General features: G+C 39.3%; 20 protein-coding genes. 14 read left to right on the forward strand and 6 right to left on the reverse strand.

The window, feature by feature from the left end:
• Positions 1-38: 38 nt before the first annotated feature.
• The gene (locus H6G75_RS06505) at positions 39-1,496 is read right to left on the reverse strand and encodes an APC family permease (RefSeq protein WP_190979136.1); all 1,458 of its coding nucleotides are present in this window, start codon (positions 1,494-1,496) and stop codon (positions 39-41) included.
• A gap of 589 nt (positions 1,497-2,085) precedes the next feature.
• Here H6G75_RS06505 and H6G75_RS06510 point away from each other — a divergent pair.
• Entirely contained in the window at positions 2,086-2,739 is a 654-nt protein-coding gene (locus tag H6G75_RS06510) for a hypothetical protein (protein WP_190979137.1), read from the forward strand.
• Between the two features lie 79 nt (positions 2,740-2,818).
• Here H6G75_RS06510 and H6G75_RS06515 read toward each other — a convergent pair whose 3' ends face one another.
• The 3 genes from H6G75_RS06515 to H6G75_RS06525 form a co-directional block, all read right to left on the reverse strand.
• Positions 2,819-4,159, reverse strand: coding sequence for a response regulator (locus H6G75_RS06515; RefSeq protein ID WP_313934805.1), 1,341 nt, complete (start codon positions 4,157-4,159; stop codon positions 2,819-2,821).
• Between the two features lie 86 nt (positions 4,160-4,245).
• A complete protein-coding gene (locus H6G75_RS06520) occupies positions 4,246-6,699 on the reverse strand; it encodes an ATP-binding protein (RefSeq protein ID WP_397331538.1) in 2,454 nt (817 codons plus the stop codon).
• 169 nt (positions 6,700-6,868) lie between these two features.
• Positions 6,869-8,056 (reverse strand): anion transporter, encoded by a 1,188-nt coding sequence (locus H6G75_RS06525; RefSeq protein WP_190979139.1) that lies wholly within the window; start codon positions 8,054-8,056, stop codon positions 6,869-6,871.
• 129 nt (positions 8,057-8,185) lie between these two features.
• Between H6G75_RS06525 and H6G75_RS06530 the strand changes: the two genes are divergently transcribed.
• The 8 genes from H6G75_RS06530 (at position 8,186) to H6G75_RS06565 (ending at position 17,133) form a co-directional block, all read left to right on the forward strand.
• Positions 8,186-8,755, forward strand: a complete 570-nt coding sequence (locus tag H6G75_RS06530) for a hypothetical protein (RefSeq protein ID WP_190979140.1) — start codon at positions 8,186-8,188, stop codon at positions 8,753-8,755.
• A 599-nt stretch (positions 8,756-9,354) separates the two neighbouring features.
• Complete coding sequence (locus tag H6G75_RS06535) at positions 9,355-10,167, forward strand: carbonic anhydrase (protein ID WP_190979141.1); 813 nt, start codon at positions 9,355-9,357, stop codon at positions 10,165-10,167.
• A 722-nt stretch (positions 10,168-10,889) separates the two neighbouring features.
• Positions 10,890-12,161 (forward strand): glycosyltransferase family 4 protein, encoded by a 1,272-nt coding sequence (locus H6G75_RS06540; protein WP_190979142.1) that lies wholly within the window; start codon positions 10,890-10,892, stop codon positions 12,159-12,161.
• 484 nt (positions 12,162-12,645) lie between these two features.
• On the forward strand, positions 12,646-13,107 hold the full coding sequence (gene rsfS / locus H6G75_RS06545) for a ribosome silencing factor (protein WP_190588378.1): 462 nt from the start codon (positions 12,646-12,648) through the stop codon (positions 13,105-13,107).
• Positions 13,104-13,604, forward strand: coding sequence for a CGLD27 family protein (locus H6G75_RS06550; RefSeq protein WP_190979143.1), 501 nt, complete (start codon positions 13,104-13,106; stop codon positions 13,602-13,604). Before rsfS ends, H6G75_RS06550 begins: the two co-directional genes overlap by 4 nt.
• A 152-nt stretch (positions 13,605-13,756) precedes the next feature.
• Positions 13,757-14,710 carry an asparaginase gene (locus H6G75_RS06555; protein WP_190979144.1) on the forward strand — a complete coding sequence of 318 codons (954 nt, stop codon included), beginning with the start codon at positions 13,757-13,759 and terminating at the stop codon, positions 14,708-14,710.
• Between the two features lie 438 nt (positions 14,711-15,148).
• Positions 15,149-15,610, forward strand: a complete 462-nt coding sequence (locus H6G75_RS06560; RefSeq protein ID WP_190979145.1) for a group I intron-associated PD-(D/E)XK endonuclease — start codon at positions 15,149-15,151, stop codon at positions 15,608-15,610.
• Between the two features lie 59 nt (positions 15,611-15,669).
• Complete coding sequence (locus H6G75_RS06565; protein WP_190979146.1) at positions 15,670-17,133, forward strand: YcjF family protein; 1,464 nt, start codon at positions 15,670-15,672, stop codon at positions 17,131-17,133.
• 94 nt (positions 17,134-17,227) lie between these two features.
• Here the strand turns inward: H6G75_RS06565 and H6G75_RS06570 are convergent, their stop codons facing one another.
• Positions 17,228-17,956: a hypothetical protein gene (locus H6G75_RS06570; protein ID WP_190979147.1), complete on the reverse strand. Its 729-nt coding sequence runs from the start codon at positions 17,954-17,956 to the stop codon at positions 17,228-17,230.
• A gap of 665 nt (positions 17,957-18,621) precedes the next feature.
• Between H6G75_RS06570 and H6G75_RS06575 the strand changes: the two genes are divergently transcribed.
• The 4 genes from H6G75_RS06575 to surE all read left to right on the forward strand — a co-directional run bounded on the left by H6G75_RS06575 (position 18,622) and on the right by surE (position 24,951).
• Positions 18,622-21,378 carry a hybrid sensor histidine kinase/response regulator gene (locus H6G75_RS06575; RefSeq protein ID WP_190979148.1) on the forward strand — a complete coding sequence of 919 codons (2,757 nt, stop codon included), beginning with the start codon at positions 18,622-18,624 and terminating at the stop codon, positions 21,376-21,378.
• Between the two features lie 26 nt (positions 21,379-21,404).
• Entirely contained in the window at positions 21,405-22,634 is a 1,230-nt protein-coding gene (locus tag H6G75_RS06580) for a response regulator (protein WP_190979149.1), read from the forward strand.
• Between the two features lie 329 nt (positions 22,635-22,963).
• The gene (locus H6G75_RS06585; protein WP_190979150.1) at positions 22,964-24,262 is read left to right on the forward strand and encodes a response regulator; all 1,299 of its coding nucleotides are present in this window, start codon (positions 22,964-22,966) and stop codon (positions 24,260-24,262) included.
• A gap of 8 nt (positions 24,263-24,270) precedes the next feature.
• Positions 24,271-24,951 carry a 5'/3'-nucleotidase SurE gene (gene surE / locus H6G75_RS06590; RefSeq protein WP_190979151.1) on the forward strand — a complete coding sequence of 227 codons (681 nt, stop codon included), beginning with the start codon at positions 24,271-24,273 and terminating at the stop codon, positions 24,949-24,951.
• Between the two features lie 142 nt (positions 24,952-25,093).
• Here surE and H6G75_RS06595 read toward each other — a convergent pair whose 3' ends face one another.
• The gene (locus tag H6G75_RS06595; RefSeq protein WP_190979152.1) at positions 25,094-25,414 is read right to left on the reverse strand and encodes a hypothetical protein; all 321 of its coding nucleotides are present in this window, start codon (positions 25,412-25,414) and stop codon (positions 25,094-25,096) included.
• A 455-nt stretch (positions 25,415-25,869) separates the two neighbouring features.
• Here H6G75_RS06595 and H6G75_RS06600 point away from each other — a divergent pair, with 455 nt between their 5' ends.
• The gene (locus H6G75_RS06600; protein WP_190979153.1) at positions 25,870-26,544 is read left to right on the forward strand and encodes a sugar transferase; all 675 of its coding nucleotides are present in this window, start codon (positions 25,870-25,872) and stop codon (positions 26,542-26,544) included.
• The last annotated feature ends 2 nt before the right edge of the window (positions 26,545-26,546 follow it).

The following is a 26,546-nucleotide window of genomic DNA, read 5'->3' on the forward strand; positions in this document are numbered from 1 at the left end:
TTCAAATCAAAAATTTTGTAATCAAAATATGCAAAAACTTAAGGTATTTTGCTGCTGTCGCTAAATCGGGCGTGAATTTCCTCAATTCTTTGGTGCATTACCGTAACTACGTGGGGAGAACGTCTTTTTTTGGCAATGAACCAGCCACTAGTAGCGACTATGTACATCAAGAACAAGTAGGGAAAGGCATCATAAGGCGCTGCGGGAACTGGAAAAAGGCTGCTACCAGGAATCCCCACACTACCCAAAACCGGAATCATCATGAAACCCACCCCAAGGATAGAAAACACGATATCTCGGCGGCGTAGTTTGTTGATTTTATACAGATAGACAGGCGCAGCAATGGAAATCAAAATATAGACAGTCAGAAAACCATAGCTACAAATAGCCCCTAAGTACCCCATACATTCAAACAGCTTGATATTCAACAAAGACATCCCAGCCGGTACGAGGAATGTAATCAAAGAACACATCGTGACTGCAACATGGGGTGTTTTATTAGCTGAGTGGGCTGTACCTAAAGATGAATGAAATAAACCATGACGCGCCATCAAAAAGAAGATTCTAGAGGCAGGGTTGATACTGCCTAGAATGCAAGCAAAGAAGCTAAACAAAGCACCCAAACCCACTAATTCCCCCAAAAAGCCGACTCCTGCTTGTCGGGATAAAAACCCTAAAGGTTCCTCTATGTTGGTAATAGATACACCCGCGTTACTAAAACCCAATACTTCTATATACGTTGTGCAAACATAAAACAACCCTGCCAAAATCACACTACCCATGACTGATTTTGGTATGGTTCGCAGAGGATTTTTGGCTTCATCACCCAAAGAGGTGGCACTTTCAAAGCCAGAGAACGCAAACATCACTAACACCAATCCCGTTGCTATGCTACCTGGAGTAGTATCAGTCAAAGTCAATTGAGACATATCCAAGGCAAAACCTTGATGCGCCCAAATCATCAAGCACAATACAGCAATCAAAACAATTGATATGCCTTCCATCCACAACATAGCAACAGCCGAAAGTTGGATATCTTTGTAAGCTGCATACCAAGAAATTCCAGCACCGATCGCCAGTAATGTAATACTTGAAGGATGAATGCCCAAATGTCCAATTAAAACACCACTAAAATTGGCAAAACCACAAAGAACCGACATCCCCGTAAATAAATAAGCTAGTACTAAACTCCAGCCACAAACCACTCCGGCTGTTGCACCTAAACCTTTAGTGATGTAGGAATAAAGTGAACCTGGAGATGCCGAACGACTAGCAAATTGATTGATATTAATACTGACAAATAATAGTCCAACTAAGCCAAGCAAAAAACTTAACCAAGTACCGTTACCCGAAAGTGCAACGATTAAACCAATGTTAGATGCAGGTATTGTTGTTGGTGCAATTACCGCAAAAGATTGCGCTAACACTTCCGTGAAGGAAAGGCATTCTGGCTTTAAACCATGCAGACTTTGATGCGAAGAGATTTCCTTTTTCATCTTGCGAGTTTTAGTTTGGCAAATGGCGCATACAACGATGGTGTTCACAACAAATTAGAGGAGAGTTTTTAGTTATACACTACTAAAAAACAATCCCTAATTTTGACTTACAGATACTGATATATCTATCAATCGGCAGCGCCTATCGTTGGTTTTATTTCTCAAGATAGATTTAATACTACCCCATGTATTTTCTACAATCAAGTAGACAAAAAATATAATTTTCATTATTTTTTAAGCAATGAAAATCCCAAATCTAACAGGATTTATGGGTGTTTTAATATGGCAATACTCAAGGTAATTTCGCTGACTGACTGTCCAGAAAAATATCCATAAACATCATCGGAATAAGAGACATTTACACCCAAAAGTTAGGAGATGATAACATACATAAAGAAAATATAGAGATAAATCAGAAAACAGTACAAAAATATGAGATTCTCAAAATGAACATGATAATTTTGTATTTTGATGTAAGAAATTAGTATTCAAAAACTTGGAGAAATCAGAAAAAATTGATGGTTCAAAATCTCAATTGTTCTAGATTGCTTTAAAATAAAATTTCGTTGAAAAAATTAGGGATGCAGAGATGAAAAAATTTAAATATTTGTTGCTGACGGTGATATTATTTGTAAGTTTAGTGTTTGCTCAACCAGCTTTAGCTGATCGTCCAAAAGTTAGCAAAAATCCAGATTATATAACTCTTACCCAAGAGTTAGAACAATTTCGTTCTGCCAAAACATCACAACAGCAATTAGCAGATTACACCCCAGAACAAATTGACCAAAAAATCAACGAATTAGAACTACAAAAATATGCTTTCGAGTCAGGAATTGACTGGGGACAATGCACTAACCAAACAGGAAAAACAATAGCTATTTACGGGCCAGAAGCAAATCTTGACGATGATGAATATTCAAAAACAGCCGCACTTTATTTCTTACCTGATGGCGCAACAACTCAAGATAGATGGAATTGTAAAGGTATCTATTTACCCGCAGATGTGAATGCTGTAGCGTTAAATCCTGACCGTCCTGGGCAAGAATTTGTTGGTGATGTAGTAGTGAAAGTTCCCAACGGGACAAACTTAGTTCTCAAAACAAATTCTGATACTGGCGCAATTGAATTTAATCAAGTTGGTGCTAAAATTCTTCCAGCTAGTGATGTAAACTGGTATGTCCCCAAGGTGTCGCAGACAGTTGTAGAAGCCCATGTCGCAACTGCACCTACCAAGAAGGCGTGAGTCTGGTTAGGACTAAGCAAAAACCTCGGTGATGTAACTAATTAATCAATCTGACCAACTGATAATAATAGCCAAAATTTCATATTGGTATTGCTATACTGAACTCAGTACCTTTACCAATAACAGAATGGCATCTCAACTTGCCATTATGTGTTTTTTCGACAATTTGTCTAGCAATTGCTAAACCTAAACCTGTACCTTTACCTACAGGTTTTGTTGTAAATAAATGGTCAAATATTTTTTCTTGAACTTCTTCACTCATCCCATGAGCGTTATCGCTGATTGAGATGATGACATAATTATCCTCAACAAATGTTTTGACTGTGATTATATTAGGGTTACTGGCAATGTCCTCAAATTTGCGCCCCTGGTTGGATTCTTCTAACGCATCAATGGCATTCGCTAAGATATTCATGAAGACCTGATTTAATTGTCCAGGAAAACATTTTACTTCGGGTAAATTATCATAGTTGCTGATGACGGTAATTGCCGGACGATGTTCGTTAGCTTTGAGACGATGCTTGAGAATTAAAATGGTGCTATCAATACCTTCGTGGATATTAAAAGGCTGCTGAGAATCGCTATCAGCACGCGAAAAAATTCGCAGACTTTTACTGATAGATTTAATGCGATCGCCTCCATCTTTCATCGCCCGAATGAGTTTGGGTAAATCTTCTCGCAGGTAATCTAAATCGACAACTGCCAGTTCATCTTCAATTTCCGCACCAGGTTGAGGAAATGTCTGTGCATAGAGATCGATAATACCTAACAAGTCATTTAGATAATCTTGTACCGCATTGACATTGCCCACAATTGCGCTGACAGGATTATTGATTTCATGGGCGACTCCAGAGATCAGATTACCAAGGGCAGACATTTTTTCATTTTGAATCAGTTGCAGTTGGGAAGCTTCTAGTTCTGCGGCTTTTTGGGCGACTTGGGCTGCAAGGTTTTTGGTGAGTTGAGATAGTTGCAATTGGGTACTAACTCTTGCCAAAACTTCTTTTTCATAGAAGGGTTTGACTATATAATCTACGGCTCCTAGTTCCAATGCCTTAACTTTGCTTTCACCGTCGGAAAGAGCAGTCATAAAAATGATCGGAATATGGCGGGTACGCTCATTGGCTTTTAACCGTTTGCAAGTTTCAAAGCCATCGATACCCGGCATCATCACATCTAGTAAGATCAGGTCGGGAAGACGGCGTTCTATTTGCTGTAAGGCGCGATCGCCACTGGTGGCTATAGCTATATCAAAGCCGGCATCGCCCAGAGTCTCGGAAACTACCTCTAGGTTGCTGGGCGTATCATCAACAATTAAAACTAAACCTGTGATGTTAGATATTGGTGGTGTGTATATCATTTTGGAACTGTGGACGTAAATATGGTCAGCCTTAGTCATGGAAGTTGGGAAAGTGTTCATAACTTAAAACCTTTTAGTTCTTGGGTTCATCCTCAGTACTGTGCTAGTAGTTGCTTAAAAGTGGCAGCACAGCAACCATCATGTTTTTAAGCAAGATACTGCTGAATGAATTTTTCCAGTTGTTCACTTTGGAACTGTTTTGCCAGTCGAATAATCTTCTGGGTGAAAGGTTGGTATTGCTGATTTTGTTGTTCCAGTTGTTCTGCTGTTGTGATCAGCTTCTTCAATCGCCCTTCCTGTACCAGTTCTAACCAAGCCTGGAGATTCTCTGGAGGTGGTGGTAATAGTTCTTTTGGTTGCTGCTCATTTGCTGATTGATCGAAGGTATCTTGAGTTTTCCAGGTGAGTTTGAGATGTTTTTCCAGCAGTCGAAACAAATCATTGACTTGCACAGGTTTGGAGAGGAAATCATCACCACCAGCATCAATACTCATTTGTTGATCGATTTGAGCGACGGAGGCAGAAGAGACAAGCACTTTGAGCAATCGCAGTTGTTCATTTTCCCGAATCTGCCGCAGCAATTCAAAACCATCCATCACAGGCATTAATAAATCAGTAATGACGATATCGGGGAGATTTTGCTGGAGTTTGTCTAAGGCAGCTTGTCCATTTTCGGCTTCGGTGATCATGAATCCTAGAGGCGTTAGCAGATTCATTAAGACGGCGCGATTTTCCCAGCGATCGTCTACCACTAAAATATGCTGTTGTCGGCCTTCGTAGCCAATAATTTTACCTACCGATGTAGTCTGCTGTTGACTCCAATCCCTGGCTAAGGGCAGAACAATCTCAAAAGAAAACTCACTACCTACATCAAGCTGACTCTTGACCTTTATTTGTCCACCCATTAACTGTACAAGCTGTTGGCTAATGGCTAATCCTAGTCCCGTGCCTTCTACTTTCCGCTTTTGATCTCCCACTTGTTCAAAGGTTTGGAAGAGTTTATTGATATCTGCCGACGCAATCCCCACACCAGTATCGACAATGCTAAAGCGCAGTTTGGTGCCATGATCGGAATCATATCCAAGGCGGTGAACTCGGAGAGTAACACTACCGCGATCAGTAAACTTAATACCGTTACCCAGTAAATTAATCAAGACTTGGCGCAGTCGTTTTTCATCCGCAGTGATACCCAAGGGTAAATCAGCATCAGGTTCGTAGTGAAACTCAATGCCTTTTTGCTGCGCTCGAATTTGGCAAATTTCCACCACACCTTGCAGAAAAGACGGCAAGTGAAAAGCTTGGGGGGCAAGTTCCAGTTTTCGTGCTTCGATTTTGGACAGATCCAAAATATCGTTAATCAGTGTCAGCAAATGCGTCCCGCACTGGTGAATAATGTTGACTCCCTGACGTTCTTTTTCCGGCAAGTCTTTGGAACGTCCGAGAATTTGGGCATAGCCGAGAATCCCATTCAATGGCGTGCGGAGTTCGTGGCTCATGTTGGCGAGAAATTCACTCTTGGCATTGTTGGCACTATCAGCAATTTCTTTGGCAGCATCTGCTAAGGCTTTTGATTGTTTGAGTTGGGCTTGTTCAGCAGATTGGACATAGACCAACACGCCAATTAATGTGCCTGCCAAGGCTAAGACTGCTAGAGCGATGATATCTAAGAGTTTTAGCTGAGATTCAATATTTTCACGGGGAATGACCAGTGCTACTGACCAGTTAGCTTCTTTAAGGGGGAGAAACGCCACATATTTGACAGTTTTGTCGATGTTGGCTAATTCAATGCCTTGTTGGCGATTGACCATCTTTTTGGCGATCGCAGCTAAACCTGGATCGGCAGCATCAACCAATTTGATCCCCGGCTTTTCAACCGTCGTCATAAAATCAGAATTAGGATGTACAATCGCTTGTCCGCTGGAGTTGAGGGTAAAAGCATAGCTATTGTTGCCATATTTGAGTCTTTCTGTAACATCCTTGATGCGATCGACCGCAACATTACCATGCACTACACCTATAGGGGAACTCGATGGATTGCCATCTTTGCGGATGGGAACGGAGATGGGGACTGATGACACACCATTCGCTCTAGCAATCATGGGATCACCGACATAGACATATCCAGCGATCGACCTTTGAAACCAGCTTCTATCTGTGACATTTGCCCCCTTACTGTTAGGGACTGTACTCTCTCGCCATCCCTCTGGTGTGGTTAAAGCAAACATGGAAAAATCCTCCAGTCGTTCGTCTTCTGCCTTTAAATATTTACTAGCGATCTCCCAATTGACTGAGCGAACTACATCAGTGTTGGCTAACATCTCAACTCTCACTTTGAGAATTTCTAACCAGTGATCAATCTCATCTCCACTCTGTTTCACCTCTGACAGCACTTGATTCTTGAGATTGCCTAGCATGACGCTTCGCAGGGTTTGATAGCTGAAATACGCACCAACAACTACGAATAAAGTTGTACCACCCACAATTACCTTAGCTAACAAGCTGCGCGAAGGTTTACTGGAGTTTGTGCTGCGGGATGAGGACAAGTCAGTAGTAGGTTGTTTCGCTGGTGCAGAAGATTGCCAGAACGAGAAGACAGACATAGGCATCTGTGACAGATTCAAAATTGATAATTTATGATGCCCATGTGTCAAGCAAGATGACCAAAATTTGCTGCACCATCTCCAAATAAGTCCGTACTTATTTGCAAAAAAAGGCACACATCACTGTCCACTGCGATCGCTGCTAATATTTTGAGCAAGTTACTACCGTTTAAATAATCCAAAAATAGGCAAGTGCCAGAGTCACAACAGTTAGCGGTAGCCCAAAACGCAAATGTTCGCCAAATGTCAGCCGATATCCTTTCTTAGCTACTGCCTCCGCTACAATCAAATTGGCAACAGAACCCAACAGAGTTAAATTTCCAGCCAGTGTGGAAGCCGCAGCGACTAGTAGCCACGTTTGCTGGTCAGGACGAGGAATTAAATGATGTAGTAACAGTACAGCCGGCACATTCGATACTAGATTCGACAACAACACAGTGACTCCCAAAATACTCCAGGGAGTATGAACAAACTGGGAAAACCATTGCAGCGCCCCCAATTTTTGGACACCTTCAGTCAGGATAAACAACCCACAAAACATCAATAGCAAATCCCAATCAACTTCTTGCAAAATGCGCTCTGGTTTGATGCGACGCGTGACGAGTAATAATCCAGCCGCAATCAGGGTAGCTTCCGCAGTCGGAATTCCCAGCAAAAAAGCTATCAACAATCCAGTAGTAATAAATAAACTCTTGGCTAACAAAGGTTTAAAGGTGCGATAGCGTGGTAGTTTTACTTTTAGATAAGGACGTAGCGATCGCACCTCTGGATACAACCACGATAACCAACCTATCTGAATTACCAAACTGATAAAAGCGATTGGTGTCAAAGCCTTGGCAAAGTCTAGATAACTAATCCCCGAAAAAGAACCAATTAAAATATTTTGCGGATTACCGCTGAGGGTCGCAACCGAACCCAGATTAGTTGCACCAGCCAACGCCAACAAGTAGGGAATAGGGTTGAGACTGAGTAATTGAGTTATACCGACTACCAGAGGCGTGAGGATGAGGGCGATCGTATCATTGAGAAACAGTGCTGAGAGCAAGCCACTACCAAAAGTTAAGACTATTAATAACCCCAATGGACTGTGGATATAACGGATAGTGTAATCAACAGCCAACTGGAAAAAACCAGAAGCCGTCAGGTTAGCACTAATAATCATCATCCCAAACAAGAAGACGAGGGTCTTGTAGTCAATAGCACTCCACGCCGCAGATAAATCCAGTAATCCCAACGCCATTAAAAATGCCGCACCTACAAGGGCAATTGTGGCACGATTCATCCGCAGTCCGGGTACATAGCCCAGTCCCAAACCAATGTAAGTCAGTAAAATTACTAAGTATTGTAGAACTACCATTGCCTACTTTCCCGCCCTAGCTAATAGAGATGTAGATTGAGGTTCTAGCATCCAGAACCAGGATAAAGCTAAAGCCGAGGAGGCGATCGCAGTCATACTTACAAAAGCCAGCTTATTCCATTTACAGCCATGACGCGCCGAAATTTACTGTTACTATTTGTTGTGTTCGCTCCATTTTTAGCGATCGCCATCATTAACACACCTTTTATTCCCAGTTGGCAATCTGCTCAAGGTTCATTTTTTTGTGTAATTTGGTTACTCACTTTGTTATCAGGCATTGTATTATTAAAAAAGCCTCAACCTTTGCCTATATTTAAAACTAAAATTTTCCTAACTCTTTACTTAGTATTATCAAGTGGAATATTTATCCTAATACTATATATTTGGGGATTTTCTGGAATTTTCGATTTTAATTTAAAGCAAGTAATTCAATATCCAGGCTACTCCAAAACTTTTTACCTTTATGAACAGACTTGTTTTCCACCTGATACTGCCACAGAATGTGGTGATTATCTTGGCAAGTTAAATACAAAAATAAGTTTTATGCCAATTATGACCACAAAGTTTCAATGTCGCTGTTTATTTGGCGAACCAAAGCATATTGATAATACAGTAGTCATTCCTTTAGAAGCAAATTTGGATAAGACAGCATCGTATATAGTCATTAATCTGAATAATGGAGAAATCAGCCCAAAATAAATATTACATCATTAAAAATCCATAATTACTTTGTAAAAGCTAAGTAAGTCGACGTGAAAAAACATAACTAAGTTAAGAAAGGTAAACAAGGCTACTATCCTCTTCCCTTCTGCCTTCTGCCTCCTGCCTTTCCACAACGATGATTTTTAACACTGAGCTACTTAGTGTTTTTAGTAGTTGTATTGATAGCGATCGCCATACACCTTGATGAATTAATGTTGACAACTTTCAGCTATCATCTAAAATTAACCTCTATTCATAAAGCTCACTCCCAAAGCTTCTTTGACATTTATACTGCCATATATCTATCTAAAAGCATCTGGCTTGCAACTTGTCTTGACTACAATTATCTACTTAGCAAATACAGCACCAAATTAACCTATGATATAGGAGTTGTTGTTTACTGATTCTGACTTCTCAACACTCAAAAACTATTTCTGCTCACAAGCTGCTACTGTTTGGCTGAAGTAACACTACCCTCAATTAAATGGCTGATGCTCCTAATGCTGGCAAAAATCTGCTCATACTCCTGCTCATTAGTTTGAGCTTGAAATTATCTTAACTAGTAACTCACCTACAAATATTTCTGGAACTTGGTAATGAAAAAATTAATTAAAGGTCTGCGTGAATTTAAATCTAGCTATTTTTCAACGCACCAAGAATTGTTTGAACAACTTTCACATGGTCAAAAACCCAGAGTACTGTTTATCACTTGTTCCGATTCACGTCTTGACCCAAATCTCATTACCCAAGCCCAGGTTGGTGAATTATTCGTTATCCGCAATGCAGGTAATATTATTCCTCCTTATGGCGCAACTAATGGCGGTGAAGGCGCAACTATTGAATATGCAGTTCAAGCTTTAGGAATTCAACAAATTATTATCTGTGGCCACTCTCATTGCGGCGCGATGAAAGGACTCATGAAATTACAAAGTCTGAGAGAAGATTTGCCACTTGTTTATGATTGGCTTAAGTATGCAGAAGCAACTCGTAGGTTAGTTTTAGACCACTACAGTCATTACCAGTCTGAAGAATTGTTAGAAATCATGATTGCGGAAAACGTTCTCACGCAAATTGAGAATTTACGGACATATCCAGTCATTCACTCCAAGCTTTACCAAGGCCAACTGAAAATTTATGCGTGGGTTTATCACATCGAGTCAGGAGAAGTTTTAGCATACGATCCTCATAAACACGCTTATGTCTTACCTCAAAGCCAAATTGCAGAGTCAGACACAGAAGAAGCCATCCTCAATCCATTTCCCAATTGTGATGTGGCAATTCGTTCCCAGCAAGCCGATGTCACACAAGCTCAGGAATTTACAATAGCTGCATCTGAAAACTTCCCGATGCCACGCCTTTCTCCAGAGCAAAGAGATCGAATTTATCGAGGTTCCAGCCAGTCCAATTAATCTTGGCTCTTATAAATATTCTGGCTTTATAGCGGTGTGCCACACAAACTAGTGACGTGTTTCAAGATATGTGGTGTAAAGGTTTTGGATACATACACCGTTTGACTGATACTCACGCGAAGTCCTTATACCCTTACACCCTTGCTCAAACCCTTGATTTTTCCTCCTTGCGTAAGTTTTATGGTATTTAACCAAGATAAGTGGGTAATGACTAATGACAGTCTCAACCGCAAAAATTGCCAATTCAATGCCACTGAATCTTGGTAATTAAATTACCTCTCTCTAAATCAAGTATTTACACGTATCTCAATAAATTACTCATATTAGAAATTCTATTTAACTTGTAAAAAACTCGGCTACCTCTCAGGTGAGTGGTTACTACTAGATTCTGAGTTCATTTAGAGTGAGAACCAAAATGCCTAACCTTGGTAAATTTTAGCCATGAACTATGACTAATAAGTTCATTAATTTTTGATATTTTAACTATCTGCTGATGGCAACAAGCGTAAGAGTTCTTCAGTGCATACTTACTCATTACTGTAAATAGTCCAGTAATAAATTTATTAAGTATTCTCTACGCAATTCCGAACAAATTTTACTCAATCTTCAACGACAAACCACTGACATTAAAAGAGACTAAAGAGAAAATTGAAATCAGGTGCAACAAAATGCGGCACAACATCATTGTTATCCAAAAAGCCAGGGACTCTGACTGATTTCTTATGCGGATATTAATTTACTCCTACAACTACTATCCAGAACCAATTGGTATTGCCCCGTTGATGACGGAATTAGCAGAAGGACTGGCCAAGCGAGGGCATGAAGTGCGCGTCGTCACCGCTATGCCAAATTATCCTGAACGCCAAATTTACGAGGGTTATCGGGGCAAATTCTACCTAAATGAGTACAAAAATGGTGTTCAAATCCAACGCAGTTATGTTTGGATTCGGCCACAACCGAATCTGTTGGATCGGATAATGCTTGATGCTAGTTTTGTTGTTACAAGTTTTTTACCTGCTTTATTCGGATGGCGGCCAGATGTGATTTTATCCACGTCCCCGTCTCTACCTGTATGCGTACCTGCGGCTTTACTTGGATGGTTACGCGCTTGCCCTGTAGTATTGAACCTTCAAGATATCCTACCAGAAGCAGCTGTTCATGTTGGACTACTGAAAAATAAATTGCTCATCAAAGTATTTGCTGCATTAGAAAAATTTGCTTACCATTCAGCTACAAAAATTAGCGTCATTGCTGATGGGTTTGTCGAAAATTTGCTATCTAAGGGTGTAGCAGCAGAGAAAATCGAGCAAATTCCGAACTGGGTTGATGTCAACTTCATTCGTCCTTTACCTAAAGAAAATAATCCCTTCCGTAATACACACAATCTCAACGGTAAGTTTGTCGTTCAATATTCGGGCAACATTGCCCTCACTCAAGGTTTAGAAACCGTCATTCAGGCAGCGGCGGCACTACGAGATATCACCGACATTGCTTTTGTAATTGTGGGTGAGGCTAAAGGTTTAAAAAGATTACAACAGTATTGTTTAGAATGCGGCGCAGATAATGTGTTGTTACTGCCATTTCAACCGCGTGCAGAACTACCACAAATGTTGGCAGCGGCTGATGTTGGTTTAGTTGTGCAGAAAAAGAATGTGATTTCTTTCAATATGCCATCCAAAATCCAGGTTTTGCTGGCTAGTGGCCGAGCAATCGTCGCCTCCGTTCCCGAAAATGGTACCGCAGCCAGAGCCATCAGACAAAGCGGTGGTGGGGTTATTGTTCCACCAGAAGATGCCCAAGCTTTGGCCGCATCTATTTTAGAACTTTACAAACATCCGGAAAAGGTAAAAACTCTAGGCTATAACAGCCGTCAGTATGCGATGGAGCAGTACGCTTTTGAGCAAGCCTTAAATCACTATGAGGCTTTGTTTGAATCAGTGACTTCTGATAATCAAGTAATTGAAGCCAAGGTTGTTTCCAAACAAGAGGTGTAACTCATACAAGCTGACTATGGTCAAAAGTCGATGATGACTTACCCAAAAATTTGGGTGCGTAATTAATGTTCATACGCCTGCAAGCTGCAAATTGCATAGTTGAGACTGTCATTAGTCATTTGTCCCTTGTGCTTTTAGAATACAAATGACCAATGACACACCATCAAATCTGGGTGCTGGCTGTGGGCAATAAGAAATTTGGCAGAATCATAACTTACTCATCCGCAAGATAGAATCTTGAGTATTCTCAGATTTTAATGGGGAGATAATTCGCTACAATTCTTGGTAAAAATTTATTGCTTGATTGGTGATCAGACTAGAGCTTGTAGCTATTTAGTCTGATTTTTAGTTACAACCCAAACAGCTAATTTGGAACTAACTGCATTAACAGGTGTTTTTTTGTTAGTATTCAAAAAAACAGTTGTTGTTCAATTGTTGTTGGTGAGTAATTATAAAATAAAAGGGATCAAGCACCTGAGGTTTAATGTCTGATTATATCCAAGGAAATCTCCCATTACAGTCTGTGTCGGAGAAAAACAGTCCACTCAAAAGCCTAGATGGAGGGATAAAAGATTTGAGTGGGCAATTAGCTATAACTGTTGCTGACGCAGCGTCAGATCGCAAAGCAGGAGATATTTTGGTACTGAGAGTAGCCGATGTATCTTACCTAGCAGATTATTTTGTGATGTTGACTGGTTACTCTAGGGTGCAAGTCAGGGCGATCGCTCAAGCAATAGAAGATAAAGTCGAAACGGAATGGCAACGTCGCCCTCTACGCACAGAAGGCAAAGCGGAAGGCAGTTGGGTGTTACAAGATTACGGTGATGTAATTGTTCACATCATGATGCCCAAGGAACGAGAGTTTTATAATTTAGAAGCGTTCTGGGTCAATGCCGAACGTATTGCTGTTCCAAACGCCGATGAGGGTGGGGGTAAGCCAATATGATGAGGTCTTCGGTGTCCAATTGTCCGGTTCCTACAGACCAACAACCACTGAATGAGTACGAAGAATTAAAAACTTCCTGGCTGTTTCGTGATTGCACTTTAAATTGGCGAGAATATCTCACAAATATTGCTTGGATTTGGGGTTTGTCTTGGCTGGTTTCTGGCCCCGTAGCCGCAGCCAGCTTTCCGCCACAAAAATATGCTGCCCATTTTGTCTTGTGTGGAGCCGCAGGGGCAAGTCTGGGAGTAATTTTTGTTTTATTACGTATGTACTTAGGGTGGCGTTATGTGCGCGATCGCCTCTACAGCACGGCTGTATTTTATGAAGAGTCAGGCTGGTATGATGGTCAAACCTGGATTAAACCCCAAGAGGTTTTGGCGCGCGATCGCTTAATTGTCACCTACGAAATTAAGCCAATTCTGCAAAGGTTACAATTTACCTTTGCTGGCTTGGCGGGAATGTACCTAATTGGTACTATAGTTTGGCATTTGTTTTAAATAGTCCACAGTCAAGAGGAGCTAGTGCGTTGGGTGGCGATGCCCACTTGCTCACTGGCGTTCAAAAGTCCATAGTCATCAAGTCTATAATTAGCCTTTTGACCATTGATGATTGACCATTGACAAATATAAAAAGAGATAGATTTTAACCCATGACAATGGGAAAACGAACTCAAGCCACAGTACTGGAAGTCCGGTTACTCAGGGAAGGCATTATAGAATCACGCCATGTAGTCCAAGCTGCTGTATGTGATGACAGAGGCCGGGTTTTATCCGTTGCGGGTAACGCAGAAACAGCAACATTTGTCCGTTCAGCACTCAAACCCTTTCAAGCACTAGCTGTCACCACAACCGGTACCCTAGAACGCTACGATCTGAGCGATCGCGATTTAGCAATTATTGCTAGTTCCCATAAAGGCACAATAGAGCAAGTCAGACAGGTATTTAACATCCTTTGGCGTGCGGATATTGATCCAACTGCTCTTCAATGCCCGATTCCAGAAGGTAAACGCAGTCCCCTGGAATATAATTGCTCTGGTAAGCACGCCGGAATGTTAGCTGTTTGCCAGCAACGCCATTGGCCTGTAAATAACTATTTAGACCGCAAACACCCCATACAGCAGTTAATTTTGACGAAAATTGCCGAGTTACTGCGAATGCCTGCGGAGGAATTTATCAGCGCCCATGATGACTGCGGCGCACCAACTTATCTTATGCAGCTGGGACAAATGGCATCTTTATATGCCCTACTAGCCGCAAGTAGCAATTTGGATATGGAGCGCATTGTCCGGGCGATGATTCATCACCCTAGCTTGGTTGCTGGTGATGGCGAGTTTGATACCGAACTGATGCGTTTAGCAGCAGGAGAAGTAGTCAGTAAAGCAGGTGCTGAAGGTGTACAGTGTATTGGCAGACTTGGCGAAGGGATGGGACTCGCAATCAAAGTGATGGATGGGGCAAAACGCGCTAAATATGCTGTCGCTATTCACTTATTGCAACAAATGGGTTGGATTAGCCCCAGCGCCGCAGAAACCCTCGCAGAAAGGTTTATGACCTTCGGCAAATACAGGCGATTAGAAGTTGTTGGAGAATTATCGCTGTTATAGTTGTCAAACTCTGGACTTTGCGTTACACTAGAAAAGTCAAGAGCGACGCGGGATAGAGCAGCCTGGTAGCTCGTCGGGCTCAACGAGTAAGAGTAACTAAACGCTTATCAGTTGTTCTTACAGTGGGCGGTACATGAAGAAACTCATGTGCGATTACCTGTCAAACTCGGGGAAGCCAATAGCGCGGTAATCCCGAACCAAGCTTCAGAAATGGAGAAGGTGTAGAGACTGGAAGGCAGGCACCCTAACGTAAAAAAGTCGAGGGTGAAGGGACAGTCCAGACCACAAACTGGTTAATCCAGGCAGTGAAAACTGTAGATGGTAAGCATAACCCGAAGGTCAGTGGTTCAAATCCACTTCCCGCCACCAAATTAAAAATAAAATAAAACTCTGTGGTGTAAAAGCTACAGAGTTTTATTTTATTTCAGGTGTTTGTTGATGGAAACAAAGCTCAAAGGTGATATTGCAGAGCAAGCAGCTGTGCTTCATGCTCTCAAGTGTGGTTGGGGAGTGTTAAGACCAGTTGGCGATCGCTTACCTTACGATTTAGTATTTGATGTAGGGGGAAACTTCATAAAAATCCAAGTTAAATACGCTTGGTTAGCCGAGTCTTCTGGTAATTATGTCGTCGATAATCGTCGTACAAAAACAAATCGGCGGCTAATGATTCGAGAAACATACAAGCCAACTGACTTTGATTTTGCGTTAGTGTATGTAGAACAGCTTGATTTGTTTTATGTCTTCCCGGTAGATGTCTTCATAGGATATGGTAGCGAAATCAACCTTGTGGAAGCTGAAAAAAGACAACGTAAGCCCCGTTCTGCACCGTATCGTAATGCTTGGGATTTAATTTTACAAGCAACCGTAAGTAAAGAAAATTGTGTACCTTCGCTTGTCTGATTCGCAAAGCAAGGTTTTGATCTATTCTGAAGAAAACCTTCCAAAAAGCTCGGAGAATCATGGTTGTGAAGTTAGAACGACCTATTTTAGTGGGAGGATTAGGACTTTCCTTTTCCCTTTGGATACTACAAAGCTGGGATGATTTTATAGTACAGCTAGGTGAATTTGGTTTATTGAGTACCCTAGCAGTTGGTGGTGGCTTGTGGTTATGGCAGCAAAATCGCCCAAAAGCAAGTTTAGAACCACTAGATTGTACACCTGTAGATCGGGCAACAGCCGAAAGTGCGATCGCCAAAGCCGAAGCAGTGATTAACCAACTCGCACAAGAAGCAGAAAACCACACCTCACTAAATACACTGCGAGAACAATTAACTTACCTGTCGTTGGAGTTAGACAGACAAGAAATTAAAGTGGCTGTAACTGGCAGTAAAGCTGTAGGTAAAAGCAGTTTAGTTCAACTGTTGAATTCTAGTGCTTGGCAAGAAAAACAGCCAAAATTGCATTTGCAAGAAACAGCACCTTTGTTTCAGGAAACAACTGATAAGTCAGACGCAGCAGTTTTAGCAGAAGTCGCCAAATCTGATATTGTGCTGTTTGTCGTCAACGGTGACTTAACTCAAACAGAACACCAAACCTTACAAAAATTAAAAGCAGCAAATCAGTCTACAATTCTGGTGTTTAACAAACAAGACCAGTATTTAGCTGATGAGCGTGCTAGTGTGTTGCTGTCATTACAACAAAGAATTCCCGGTAATGTGGTAGCAACTGCGGTATCTCCAGTTCCTATCAAGGTGCGGAAACATGAAACTGATGGTTCTGTACAAGAATGGCTGGAACAACCAGCACCAGATATTACTCAACTCACACAGCAATTAAACGCAGTTTCGGCACAGCAAGGACAAAAGCTAGTCTGGACAACAACTATGAGAAAAGCTGTGGCGCTGAAAGCTGAGGCAAAAAATTGCTTAAATCAAATTAGGTGCGATCGCGCTACTCCCATTATTGAACAATATCAATGGATAGCTGCGGCTACAGCCTTTGCTAACCCAGTACCCGCCTTAGATATACTGGCAACTGCCGCCATCAATGCTCAAATGGTTGTTGATTTAGGTAGTATCTATCAGCAGAAATTATCTCTAGAACAGGCACAAACTGTAGCTGGAACGATAGGAAGTTTGATGCTGAAGTTGGGTTTAGTGGAAATTTCGACAAAAGCCGTAAGTACCGTCCTGAAGAGTAACGCCATCACCTTTGTTGCTGGTGGTTTAGTGCAAGGTGTCAGTGCTGCTTATCTCACCAGAGTTGCAGGTTTGAGTCTCGTAGAGTATTTTGAGCAGCAAGAAATCGCATTAAACTCAGGAAATGCTTTAAATCTTGACACATTGCGCCAAACCTTACAAAAGGTATTTCAGCAAAATCAGCAGATGGCTTTTCTCCAAGGTTTTGTTAACCAAGGTGTGAAGCGTTTATTGCCACAAACACAGAAGCTTGTACTCAATGGTGTTGAGCAAGTTATTGGTTAATTGGAAAGTTGATTAAAAAGGAGATAGTTATGATGTAACTATCTCTTTTTTATGGAAGAAATTTAACTTCTAACTAAACTCAGAGTTCCTGATACTAGTTAACTGATTCCAGCAGAATTTTAGTTTGCTGTGTTGTCATTTGTTGTTTAGCAAACTCCAAAAAAGAATTCATAGCTTCTGTATAAGCTGTAAAAATTGACTCTACTGCAAGTATAGCTTGCTGTCTTTGCTGATCATTTAGTTCTATTTGTTGAAAGAAACTCACAATATTGGGAGTATTAATATGGTGATGTTCTTCTTCGTGCAGATGACACATCCCAAAATAACGATATTCTTTACCTGTGATTGCTTTTAGTTCTAAAGCTACTGGCTGTGAGACATTAAAAAACACATTCGCTGTAGCTTCAGCAACTTGCATAGCTGCGAATTTCACAATCGGGTCTGCTTGGAAACTATGATGATGTAATTGATAACAGACATTGCGTGACTTCAAAGTAGCATCACCAAAGCTAAATAACATTGCATCAGTTAATTTAGAACAATGATGTAGATCAAGCTTTTCTAAATCTTCTAACAACCATTGCCAATGAAAATGCTCTTCGTAGGTGTGTCGATTAAGTAAGGCTTGAACCTTGTTAGTCGTTGGTTCTTCGCGGAAAACATAGTTACACAATTCGCCAAAACCCATAGCCAAAGGCACAATTAGTGGCGCAAAACAAAGCCTATCTTTGGGGTGGATACTTTGATTTTGCATAAAAGAGAATAAGGGCAATTGAGCAAACTCTTGCTTTTTGGTTTCGATTAATGCCAAAACTTGCTGCATACTTTTGGTTACTGGTTCTAATTATGAAACTGCTATTTAACTGAATTCTAGTGAATAGGGAATCAAAAAATAGGGCAAGACATAAAGAACTCTTGTACATATACCTTGCATAGAGACAAACAGGTACATGACTAACAAAAGTTATTTTGCTAAATTTAAGCAGCCTATTAGGCTATTTTTATTACTCGAAAGATGAGAAACTTTGGAAATTATTAATCTTTGGTGCGTTGATATCAGATGGTTATCAACATCTATCAAATTGAACTCAATGTTTACTTTTCCGAAGTGAGTTTATAAGAAAAAATAAACAAAGTATTTATTTTTCCTATATCAATAACATTGAGGTTGCTTCAGTTGGTTGGTATCGGTATTCTAAACTTTTTAAAAGAAAAAAGATACACCATTTGACCTAATTAAAATAAAATCCTTCTCCAGGCATAGATTTAATTTTTATAAAATCAATTTCGTTATAATTACGGTTGTCAAATTATATATTTTAAGATATTTAAACATAAAAAGATTATTGATTAATAAATTCATCAGTGTCTGTAGAAAATTTCTTAAGTATTAGCCAGTAGATAGTAATAGCTGATGATACTGAGACTTAGAGAATGGGCAACCTAATTATAGGTATGTAGTTGGAAATTCTCACGATTCAGAAAATTATGAAGCATTTTAGTCTTCTGCCTTCTTCAAAGTTGCCTTTGCGACTGATTTTGGTTGTACCCTTTGTGCTGCAAATTTTTGCCGCAGTTAGTTTAGTAGGTTATTTATCATTTAGAAACGGTCAAAAAGCAGTTAATAACCTTGCAGATCAGTTGACTACCAAAGTGAATGGACTGGTGGAACAGCATCTGAATACATATTTAGCAACTCCGCATCAGGTTAATCAAATTAATTTAGCAGCCATCAATCTAGGAATATTGAATCTCCAAGACTATCAAGTGGCAAGTCGCTATTTCTGGAAACAAATGCGAGTGTTTAAGATTGGTTATATCAGCTTTGCTAATCCTAAAGGTGAATTTATTGGGGTTGAACGTTTAGATAATGGTGGACTGTTAATTAATGAAGTTTCTGAGAAAAATAGCCTAGGTAAACTTTATGTATATACGACAGATAATCAAGGAAATCGTGATCAATTAACAGCAATTAAAGATTATGATCCGCGTGTAGAAGCTTGGTATGCTGATGCAGTCAAAATGGGTAGACCAGTGTGGAGTCAAATTTACCAATGGGAAGATAAACCAGAAATTTTCTCCATATCTTCTAGTTATCCGCTCTATGATGACTCTAAGAATATTGTAGGTGTACTGAGTGTGGATTTATTACTAACGCAGATTAGCGATTTTTTAAAAAATCTAAAATTTGGTAAACAAGGAAAAGTATTCCTTTTAGAAAGGTCTGGACTAATTGTTGCCTCTTCAACTAATGAAAACCCATATAATGTGATTTATGGTAAAGCCCATAGACTGTCAGTATTTAATAGTAAAAATCATTTAATCAAAGGTATTGCTGACTATTTACAGCAAGAGTTTGGTGGTTTTCAAAAAATTCAGAATCCACAACAATTTACATTAAAACTTCAAGGTGAGCGGCAGTTTGTGAAGGTCACGCCTTGGCAGGATAAATTAGGATTAGATTGGCTAGTAATTGTGATTGTGCCTGAAACTGACTTTATGGCAGAAATAGATGCTAACAATAATACGACTATTGTGCTTTGTGTAGGCGCACTGGTTGTAGCTACAGTTTTAGGAATATATACGGCTCGTTGGATTACCCAACCTATTTTAGATTTAACACAAGCAAGTAGTGCGATCGCTTCTGGAAATCTTGACCAAACAGTTGAAATATCAGGTGTCAAAGAAATCAGTATTTTGGCTCAATCATTTAATAAAATGGCAGGACAATTAAATGATTTTTTTATGGCTTTAGAAAATACTAATCAAGAACTAGAAGAACGTGTTGAATCAAGAACCAAAGAATTAAAAACTGCTAAAGAAGCTGCTGACACTGCCAACCAAGCTAAAAGCGAATTTATTGCCAACATCAGTCATGAACTTCGCACACCTTTAAATGGCATTCTTGGCTATGCACAAATTCTCCAACGAGATATCACAGACAATCCTGCACAACAAAATGCCATTAAAACTATTTATCATTGTGGTTCTCATTTATTAATGTTAATTAATGATATTTTGGACATTGCCAAAATAGAATCTAAAAAACTAGAATTATATCCTCATACATTTAATTTTCATGAGTTCCTCGTAGGTGTGTATGATATCTGCCGAATTAAAGCAGAGCAAAAAAATCTCATTTTTAGTTACCACATCAGTGAGTTAATTCCAACCTTGACTAAGGCTGATGAAAAAAGGTTACGCCAAGTATTATTGAACCTGTTAGGAAATGCCATCAAGTTTACAGATAATGGTGCAGTAAAATTCAGTGTAGAAGTCGTTGAAACTGATGTCATGACCACAGATTATCCATGTAGCACAATCAGATTTCAAGTTGAAGATACTGGAGTTGGTATATCCTTAGAAGAATTACAGAAAATTTTTCTACCTTTTGAACAGGTAGGAGACAGTTATCAAAAGGCAGAAGGAACAGGCTTGGGTCTGGCTATCAGCTGTCAAATTGTAGGAATGATGGGAAGCCAAATTCAAGTAGAAAGCCATTATGGTCAAGGTAGTAAATTTTGGTTTGATCTAGATTTACCAAAAGTTAAAGATTGTGTATCATCTGTGGTTCCACATCTTGACAAAGGTAGCAATCACATCATTAGATACAAAGGAAATCAAAAAACTATTTTGGTGGTAGATGATGTTGCAGATAATCGTGCTGTGATTATAAGTTTACTTACACCCATAGGATTTTATGTAATTGAAGCTCTAAATGGTAAGGAAGGTATTACTAAAGCACAAAAATATCAACCAGATTTAATTATTACTGACTTAGGAATGCCCATAATGGATGGGGTACAAATGACACAAAATTTACGTAATCTACCAGAATTTGCAGAGACAGTAATTATTGCTTCTTCTGCGAGTGTTTTTACGTTAAACCGCATCCAAAGTTTAGAAGCAGGATGTAATGATTTTCTACCGAAGCCTGTACAAGCTGAGGAATTATTCGCGCAACTGAAGTTGTATTTAAATTTAGATTGGATTTATGAAGGTAGCCAGTTATCTACTGAGATGGCTGACAATGTGGATCAGGAAATGATTTTTCCACCTGCAACAGAATTGGTGAATTTATATCAAGCGGCTAAAGCTGGTTATGTGATGGGGATTCAAGAAGAAATAAATCGAATTCAAAATCTAGATAATAAATATGTAAATTTTACTAATAAGATTTCTCAATTAATTGAAGATTTTGAAGATGAGGCTATTGTGGAAATTCTAAAACCATACTTAAATTAATAAACATCAATTTAATAAATTTTTCAATGAATAATATTCCTAATAATTCGATTCTCGTTGTTGATGATGTTCCAATTAATATCAAAATTTTATTGGAAATATTAACTCAAGCAGGTTACAGAGTCTCTGTAGCCAAAAATGGTAAAAGCGCCTTAGAGAAAGTAGAAGAAGCAATACCAAATTTAATTTTGTTAGATGTGATGATGCCAGGTATGGATGGGTTTGAAACTTGTCGAATTTTAAAAGCAAACCCAAAAACCAAAGACATTCCAATTATATTTATGACGGCACTATCGGAGCCAGTTAATAAAATTAAGGGATTACAATTGGGAGCAGTAGACTATATTACTAAACCAATTGAACATGAAGAGGTATTAGCAAGAATTAATGTTCATTTAGAACTGCGACGCACCCAATTAAAGTTAGCGCAGGAAGAAAAAATGTCGGCTTTAGGACAATTAGTAGCAGGGATCGCTCATGAAATTAATAATCCTGTAAATTTTATTTGTGGTAATTTAATTCATGCTGAGAGATATATTGATGATTTATTGAAATTACTAGCATTGTATGAAAAAAATCTTAATAGTTCAACTCCAGAAATTAAAAATTTCTCTAAGAAAATAGAAATAGATTTTCTCAAACAAGACCTACCTCAACTGTTATCTTCAATGAAGAAGGGGTCTGAACGTATTGAACAAATTGTGCGATCGCTCCGGTTATTTTCTCGCTTAGATGACACAGAATATCAGCCCTTTGACTTGCATGAAGGTATTGATAGTACTTTGGTAATTTTAAGCAGTCGGATTAAAGCCACAGCCGCACGTCCAGCGATTGAGGTTGTGAAGGAATTTGGTGATTTACCATTAGTAGAATGCTATGCAGGCAAAATCAACCAGGTTTTGATGAATCTGTTAGCAAATGCAATTGATGCTATTGATGAGGCGATAGAAAAGCAAGATTCCAATACCAGTGAACAAACGCCAACTATTTGGATTAACACAAAAGTTACTAGTGATCAAAAATCTGTGTTGATTGAAATTGTTGATAATGGTGTTGGGATGTCTGTAGATGTGCAGCAGAGAATGTTTGAGCAGTTTTTTACCACCAAACCTCTAGGTAAAGGTACTGGTTTGGGTTTAGCGATCGCACGGGAAATCATTGTGGAAAAACACGGAGGCTCTTTAGAAGTTGATGCTTCCCCAGGAGAAGGTGCGAAATTTGCGATCACCATTCCCATTTACCAAGGAAGTTACTGAAATTCATTAGGGTGGAAAAGAAATAATATAGTTAGAATTCAGAATCGAGAAGTCAGTATTGATTGTTATAAATCCTGATTCTTCTATTGCTGTTGCAAATTTGCCATCAAGGCAGGATTTGGTGAAGAAAATTTTCACAGCAATAGTAACAGCTGCTGCTGCTTTGGGAAAAATAACTAACAGTGGATAGTAGTTACCGGCTTTCTCTCTATCTTAATTTTTTCTACGTATATTTGACCAAGTATTTGCAAACGCTCTAGATTTTTTATACTTGCAGCCGCTATCAACTTGCTGATTCTGGTTTTAATATCTCAACCCAAAACATCCCAATGCTGAATTTACAAGAAAATAGTTTAATTTTAATCGTAGATGATACTGTCACAAATCTAGAAATTATTTCTGACGCATTGAACAATGCGGGATTTAGTGTGACTACAGCGAGAAATGGTGAAAAGGCGCTTCAGCAAATTCAAGAGAAATTACCAGATTTAATTTTACTAGATGTAATGATGCCTGGTATTGATGGATTGGAAACTTGTCAAAAATTAAAGACAGACCCCGTGACTCAAGATATCCCAGTAATTTTTATGACTGGAATTTCTGATACAGAAACTAAAGTCAAAGGGCTAAGTTTAGGGGCAGTAGATTATATTACTAAACCATGTCAAAAAGAAGAAGTATTAGCGAGAATTAGAACCCACTTACAACTGCGTTATTTAACTAAAACTTTAGAGCAAAGAGTAGCAGAAAGAACCGCCGAACTGTCTCAAGCCTTAAAAGATTTACAAGCATATCAACTGCAATTAATCCAGAAAGAAAAAATGTCGGCTTTAGGTCAGTTAGTAACAGGTATTGCTCACGAAATTAATAATCCTGTGAGTTGTATTCATGGCAATCTTGCTCATACTACCAATTATTTTAATAACTTAATGAAGATAATTGACCTTTATCAGCAAAACTATCCTGAACCTGTGCCTGCTATTCAAGCCGAAATTGCGGAGACAGACTTAGACTATATGCGCTCTGATCTACCTAACTTAATTACTTCGATGAAAGAGGGAGTTCAACGTATTCGCAACATCAGTACTAGTCTGCGGAATTTTTCGCGCTCTGATCAAGACCGGAAAGTCTTCTGCAATATTCATAATGGGATAGATAGTACAATTATGATTCTTAAGCACCGCTTGAAAGCTTCCAAAATCCGCCCAGAAATTGAAGTGATTAAACATTATGGTAGTTTACCTTCTGTAACTTGCTTTAGCGGTCAGTTGAATCAGGTATTTATGAACATTTTAACTAATGCCATTGATGCTTTAGAAGAGTCGAATATAGGGCGGAGCTATAGTGAAATTGAGCAGCATCCCAATAGAATTTGGATTACAACTTCTCTGAGTGAAGATAAACAGGATGTTTTAATTCGGATTAAAGATAATGGCGTGGGTATGTCTGCTGAAATCCAGCAAAAAATATTTGAGCATTTATTTACGACTAAAGCCGTTGGTCAAGGTACAGGTTTAGGGTTATCAATTGCCCATCAAATTATTGTCGAAAAACATCAAGGTAAATTGGATGTATATTCTGTACCAGGAAAGGGTTCAGAGTTTACGATTACTATTCCAATTCATTAGGCTGATAAATGACGATAATCTTGACTAACGACGATGGTATTGATGCGCCAGGAATTAAAGCGTTGCTGCGGGCTGTGAACAGTGAAAATGTGATTATTGCTGCGCCGAAAGATCATCAATCAGGTTGTGGACATCAAGTTACTACAACCCGTTCTATTAATATTCAACAGCGTTCCGAGCAGGAATATGCGATCGCTGGGACTCCGGCTGATTGTGTGAGAGTAGCAATATCGCAAATTTGTCAAGATACCAAGCTTGTCTTATCTGGCATCAATGCAGGTGGAAATCTGGGTGTCGATGTTTATATTTCTGGGACTGTAGCTGCTGTGCGAGAAGCAGCTATGAATGGGATTCCGGGAATTGCTATTTCTCACTATCGCAAAGCCAAGCAAAATTTTGACTGGGAATTAGCAGCAAGATTAACATCTGAGGTTTTGGCTGATTTAATTCAACGACCTCTCGAACCCGGATGCTTTTGGAATGTGAATTTACCCCACTTACAGCCAGGAGAACCAGATCCCAAAATGGTATTTTGTCAACCCTGTAATAAAGCTTTGCCGATTAATTATCGTGTAGATGGCAATGAACTTTATTATGTAGGGGAATATGGGAAGCGCGATCGCACTCCTGGCAGTGATGTGGATGTTTGTTTTTCTGGCAATATCGCCATTACTCAGTTAAAAGTATAGGCAAATCAGGAACTAATATCGTTTAACTTACGAAGACAGATGATAAGCAGGAGGCTGGGGAAGTCAAAAAATTCATTTGTCTCCAAAATTGTTTGAATGTCACCAACCAATTCCAAATCCAAAATTCTTCTGCCTCCTGCTATCAATATTTACTGTTGACTCCTTCTTTATCCAACCTTTGCATCAAAGATGTTAACCTGTCTAGAGTTTGGGTGAGTTGGGTGAGTTTCTGCACAGTATAATCTTGAGACTGCGCTAAGTTTTGCAGAGTATCACACAAAGCAAAAATTTGATTGCCTTGCTGTTGTAACTGCCTGCCTTGAGCCTCAACTTGTAAACTCAGATAATCTAATCTTTCAGCGAGGCTTTCAATTGTTTCTGTAGTAGTAAGAACTGCTTCGCCAATCTGTTCAACAATAGATTCTAAGCGACTAACTTTAACTTCGATTCCACCTGAAATCATATTTCCACCATCCCATCATAAAATTATTAGTCCTGAACTCTAGCCTTAGTGTCTTTTTTTACTTATGTCCTTGTGGATAATCTCTGATATCAGCCCAGATATAAAAGAGCGCCATCTGAAGTTAGTCTGAACAAATCATTTTGTAGGGATGTATTGTCCTTACTACTTAGTGATTTTTCTTAGTTACTTCAGTTTAGCCAGAAAGTTAAATGAATCAATTAGTAGTTAATTTTGATATTGCGGCATTTTTTTATACATAATATTTGTACTTAAGTATTCTCCGGAAAGATATCTAAAAAAGTTTACGCAAATTTTACAAAATTTCATCAATTTAGTCTGATTGATGAAGATTAAGTAAATATACCTTAAGAAAGTCCTAGGTAGCAAAGGACAAAGTTTATATTCGTGAGTAAATTTACGTGAATTTACCCTGGTTAATTACAATTGGCTAGACAATGTACCAAACACAATTGCAAAGTCTTTGTCAAGTTCCTACTGACAGAGCTTGGAAATTAGATACACCACACTCTTCCGTAGATTCTAAATTCAAACGTTGTTTAGATATTGTCGGGAGTTTAGTGGGTTTAATAATTTTGGGTATTGTGTTTATACCGATAGCGATCGCCATTAAACTCGATAGTCCAGGCCCAATTTTCTTTACTCAGGAACGTTACGGATTGCAAGGACAACCTTTTAAACTCCGTAAATTCCGTTCAATGGTTGATGATGCCGAAAGACTCAAGTCTCTTGTTCACAATGAAGCTGATGGATTAATCTTTAAGAATCAGCATGATTTTCGAGTTACGAAAGTTGGTCGTTTTTTACGCAGTACCAGCTTAGATGAGTTGCCACAATTTTGGAATGTGCTGGTAGGTGAGATGAGTTTGGTAGGAACCCGTCCACCTACAGCGGATGAAGTAGCTAAGTATAATCAACGCCATTGGCAACGTTTGAATGTCAAACCCGGTTTGACTGGTGAATGGCAAGTTAATGGTCGTTCTCACGTCAAAGATTTTGAACAAATAGTTGATTTAGACTTACGTTACCAAGAGAAATGGCATCCATTGTATGATTTGTTGTTGATCACCAAGACTTTCTACGTCATATTTGGCAAAGTTGGGGCTTTTTAAAT

Source organism: Nostoc sp. FACHB-280 (assembly GCF_014697615.1).
Classification (GTDB): domain Bacteria; phylum Cyanobacteriota; class Cyanobacteriia; order Cyanobacteriales; family Nostocaceae; genus Nostoc_B.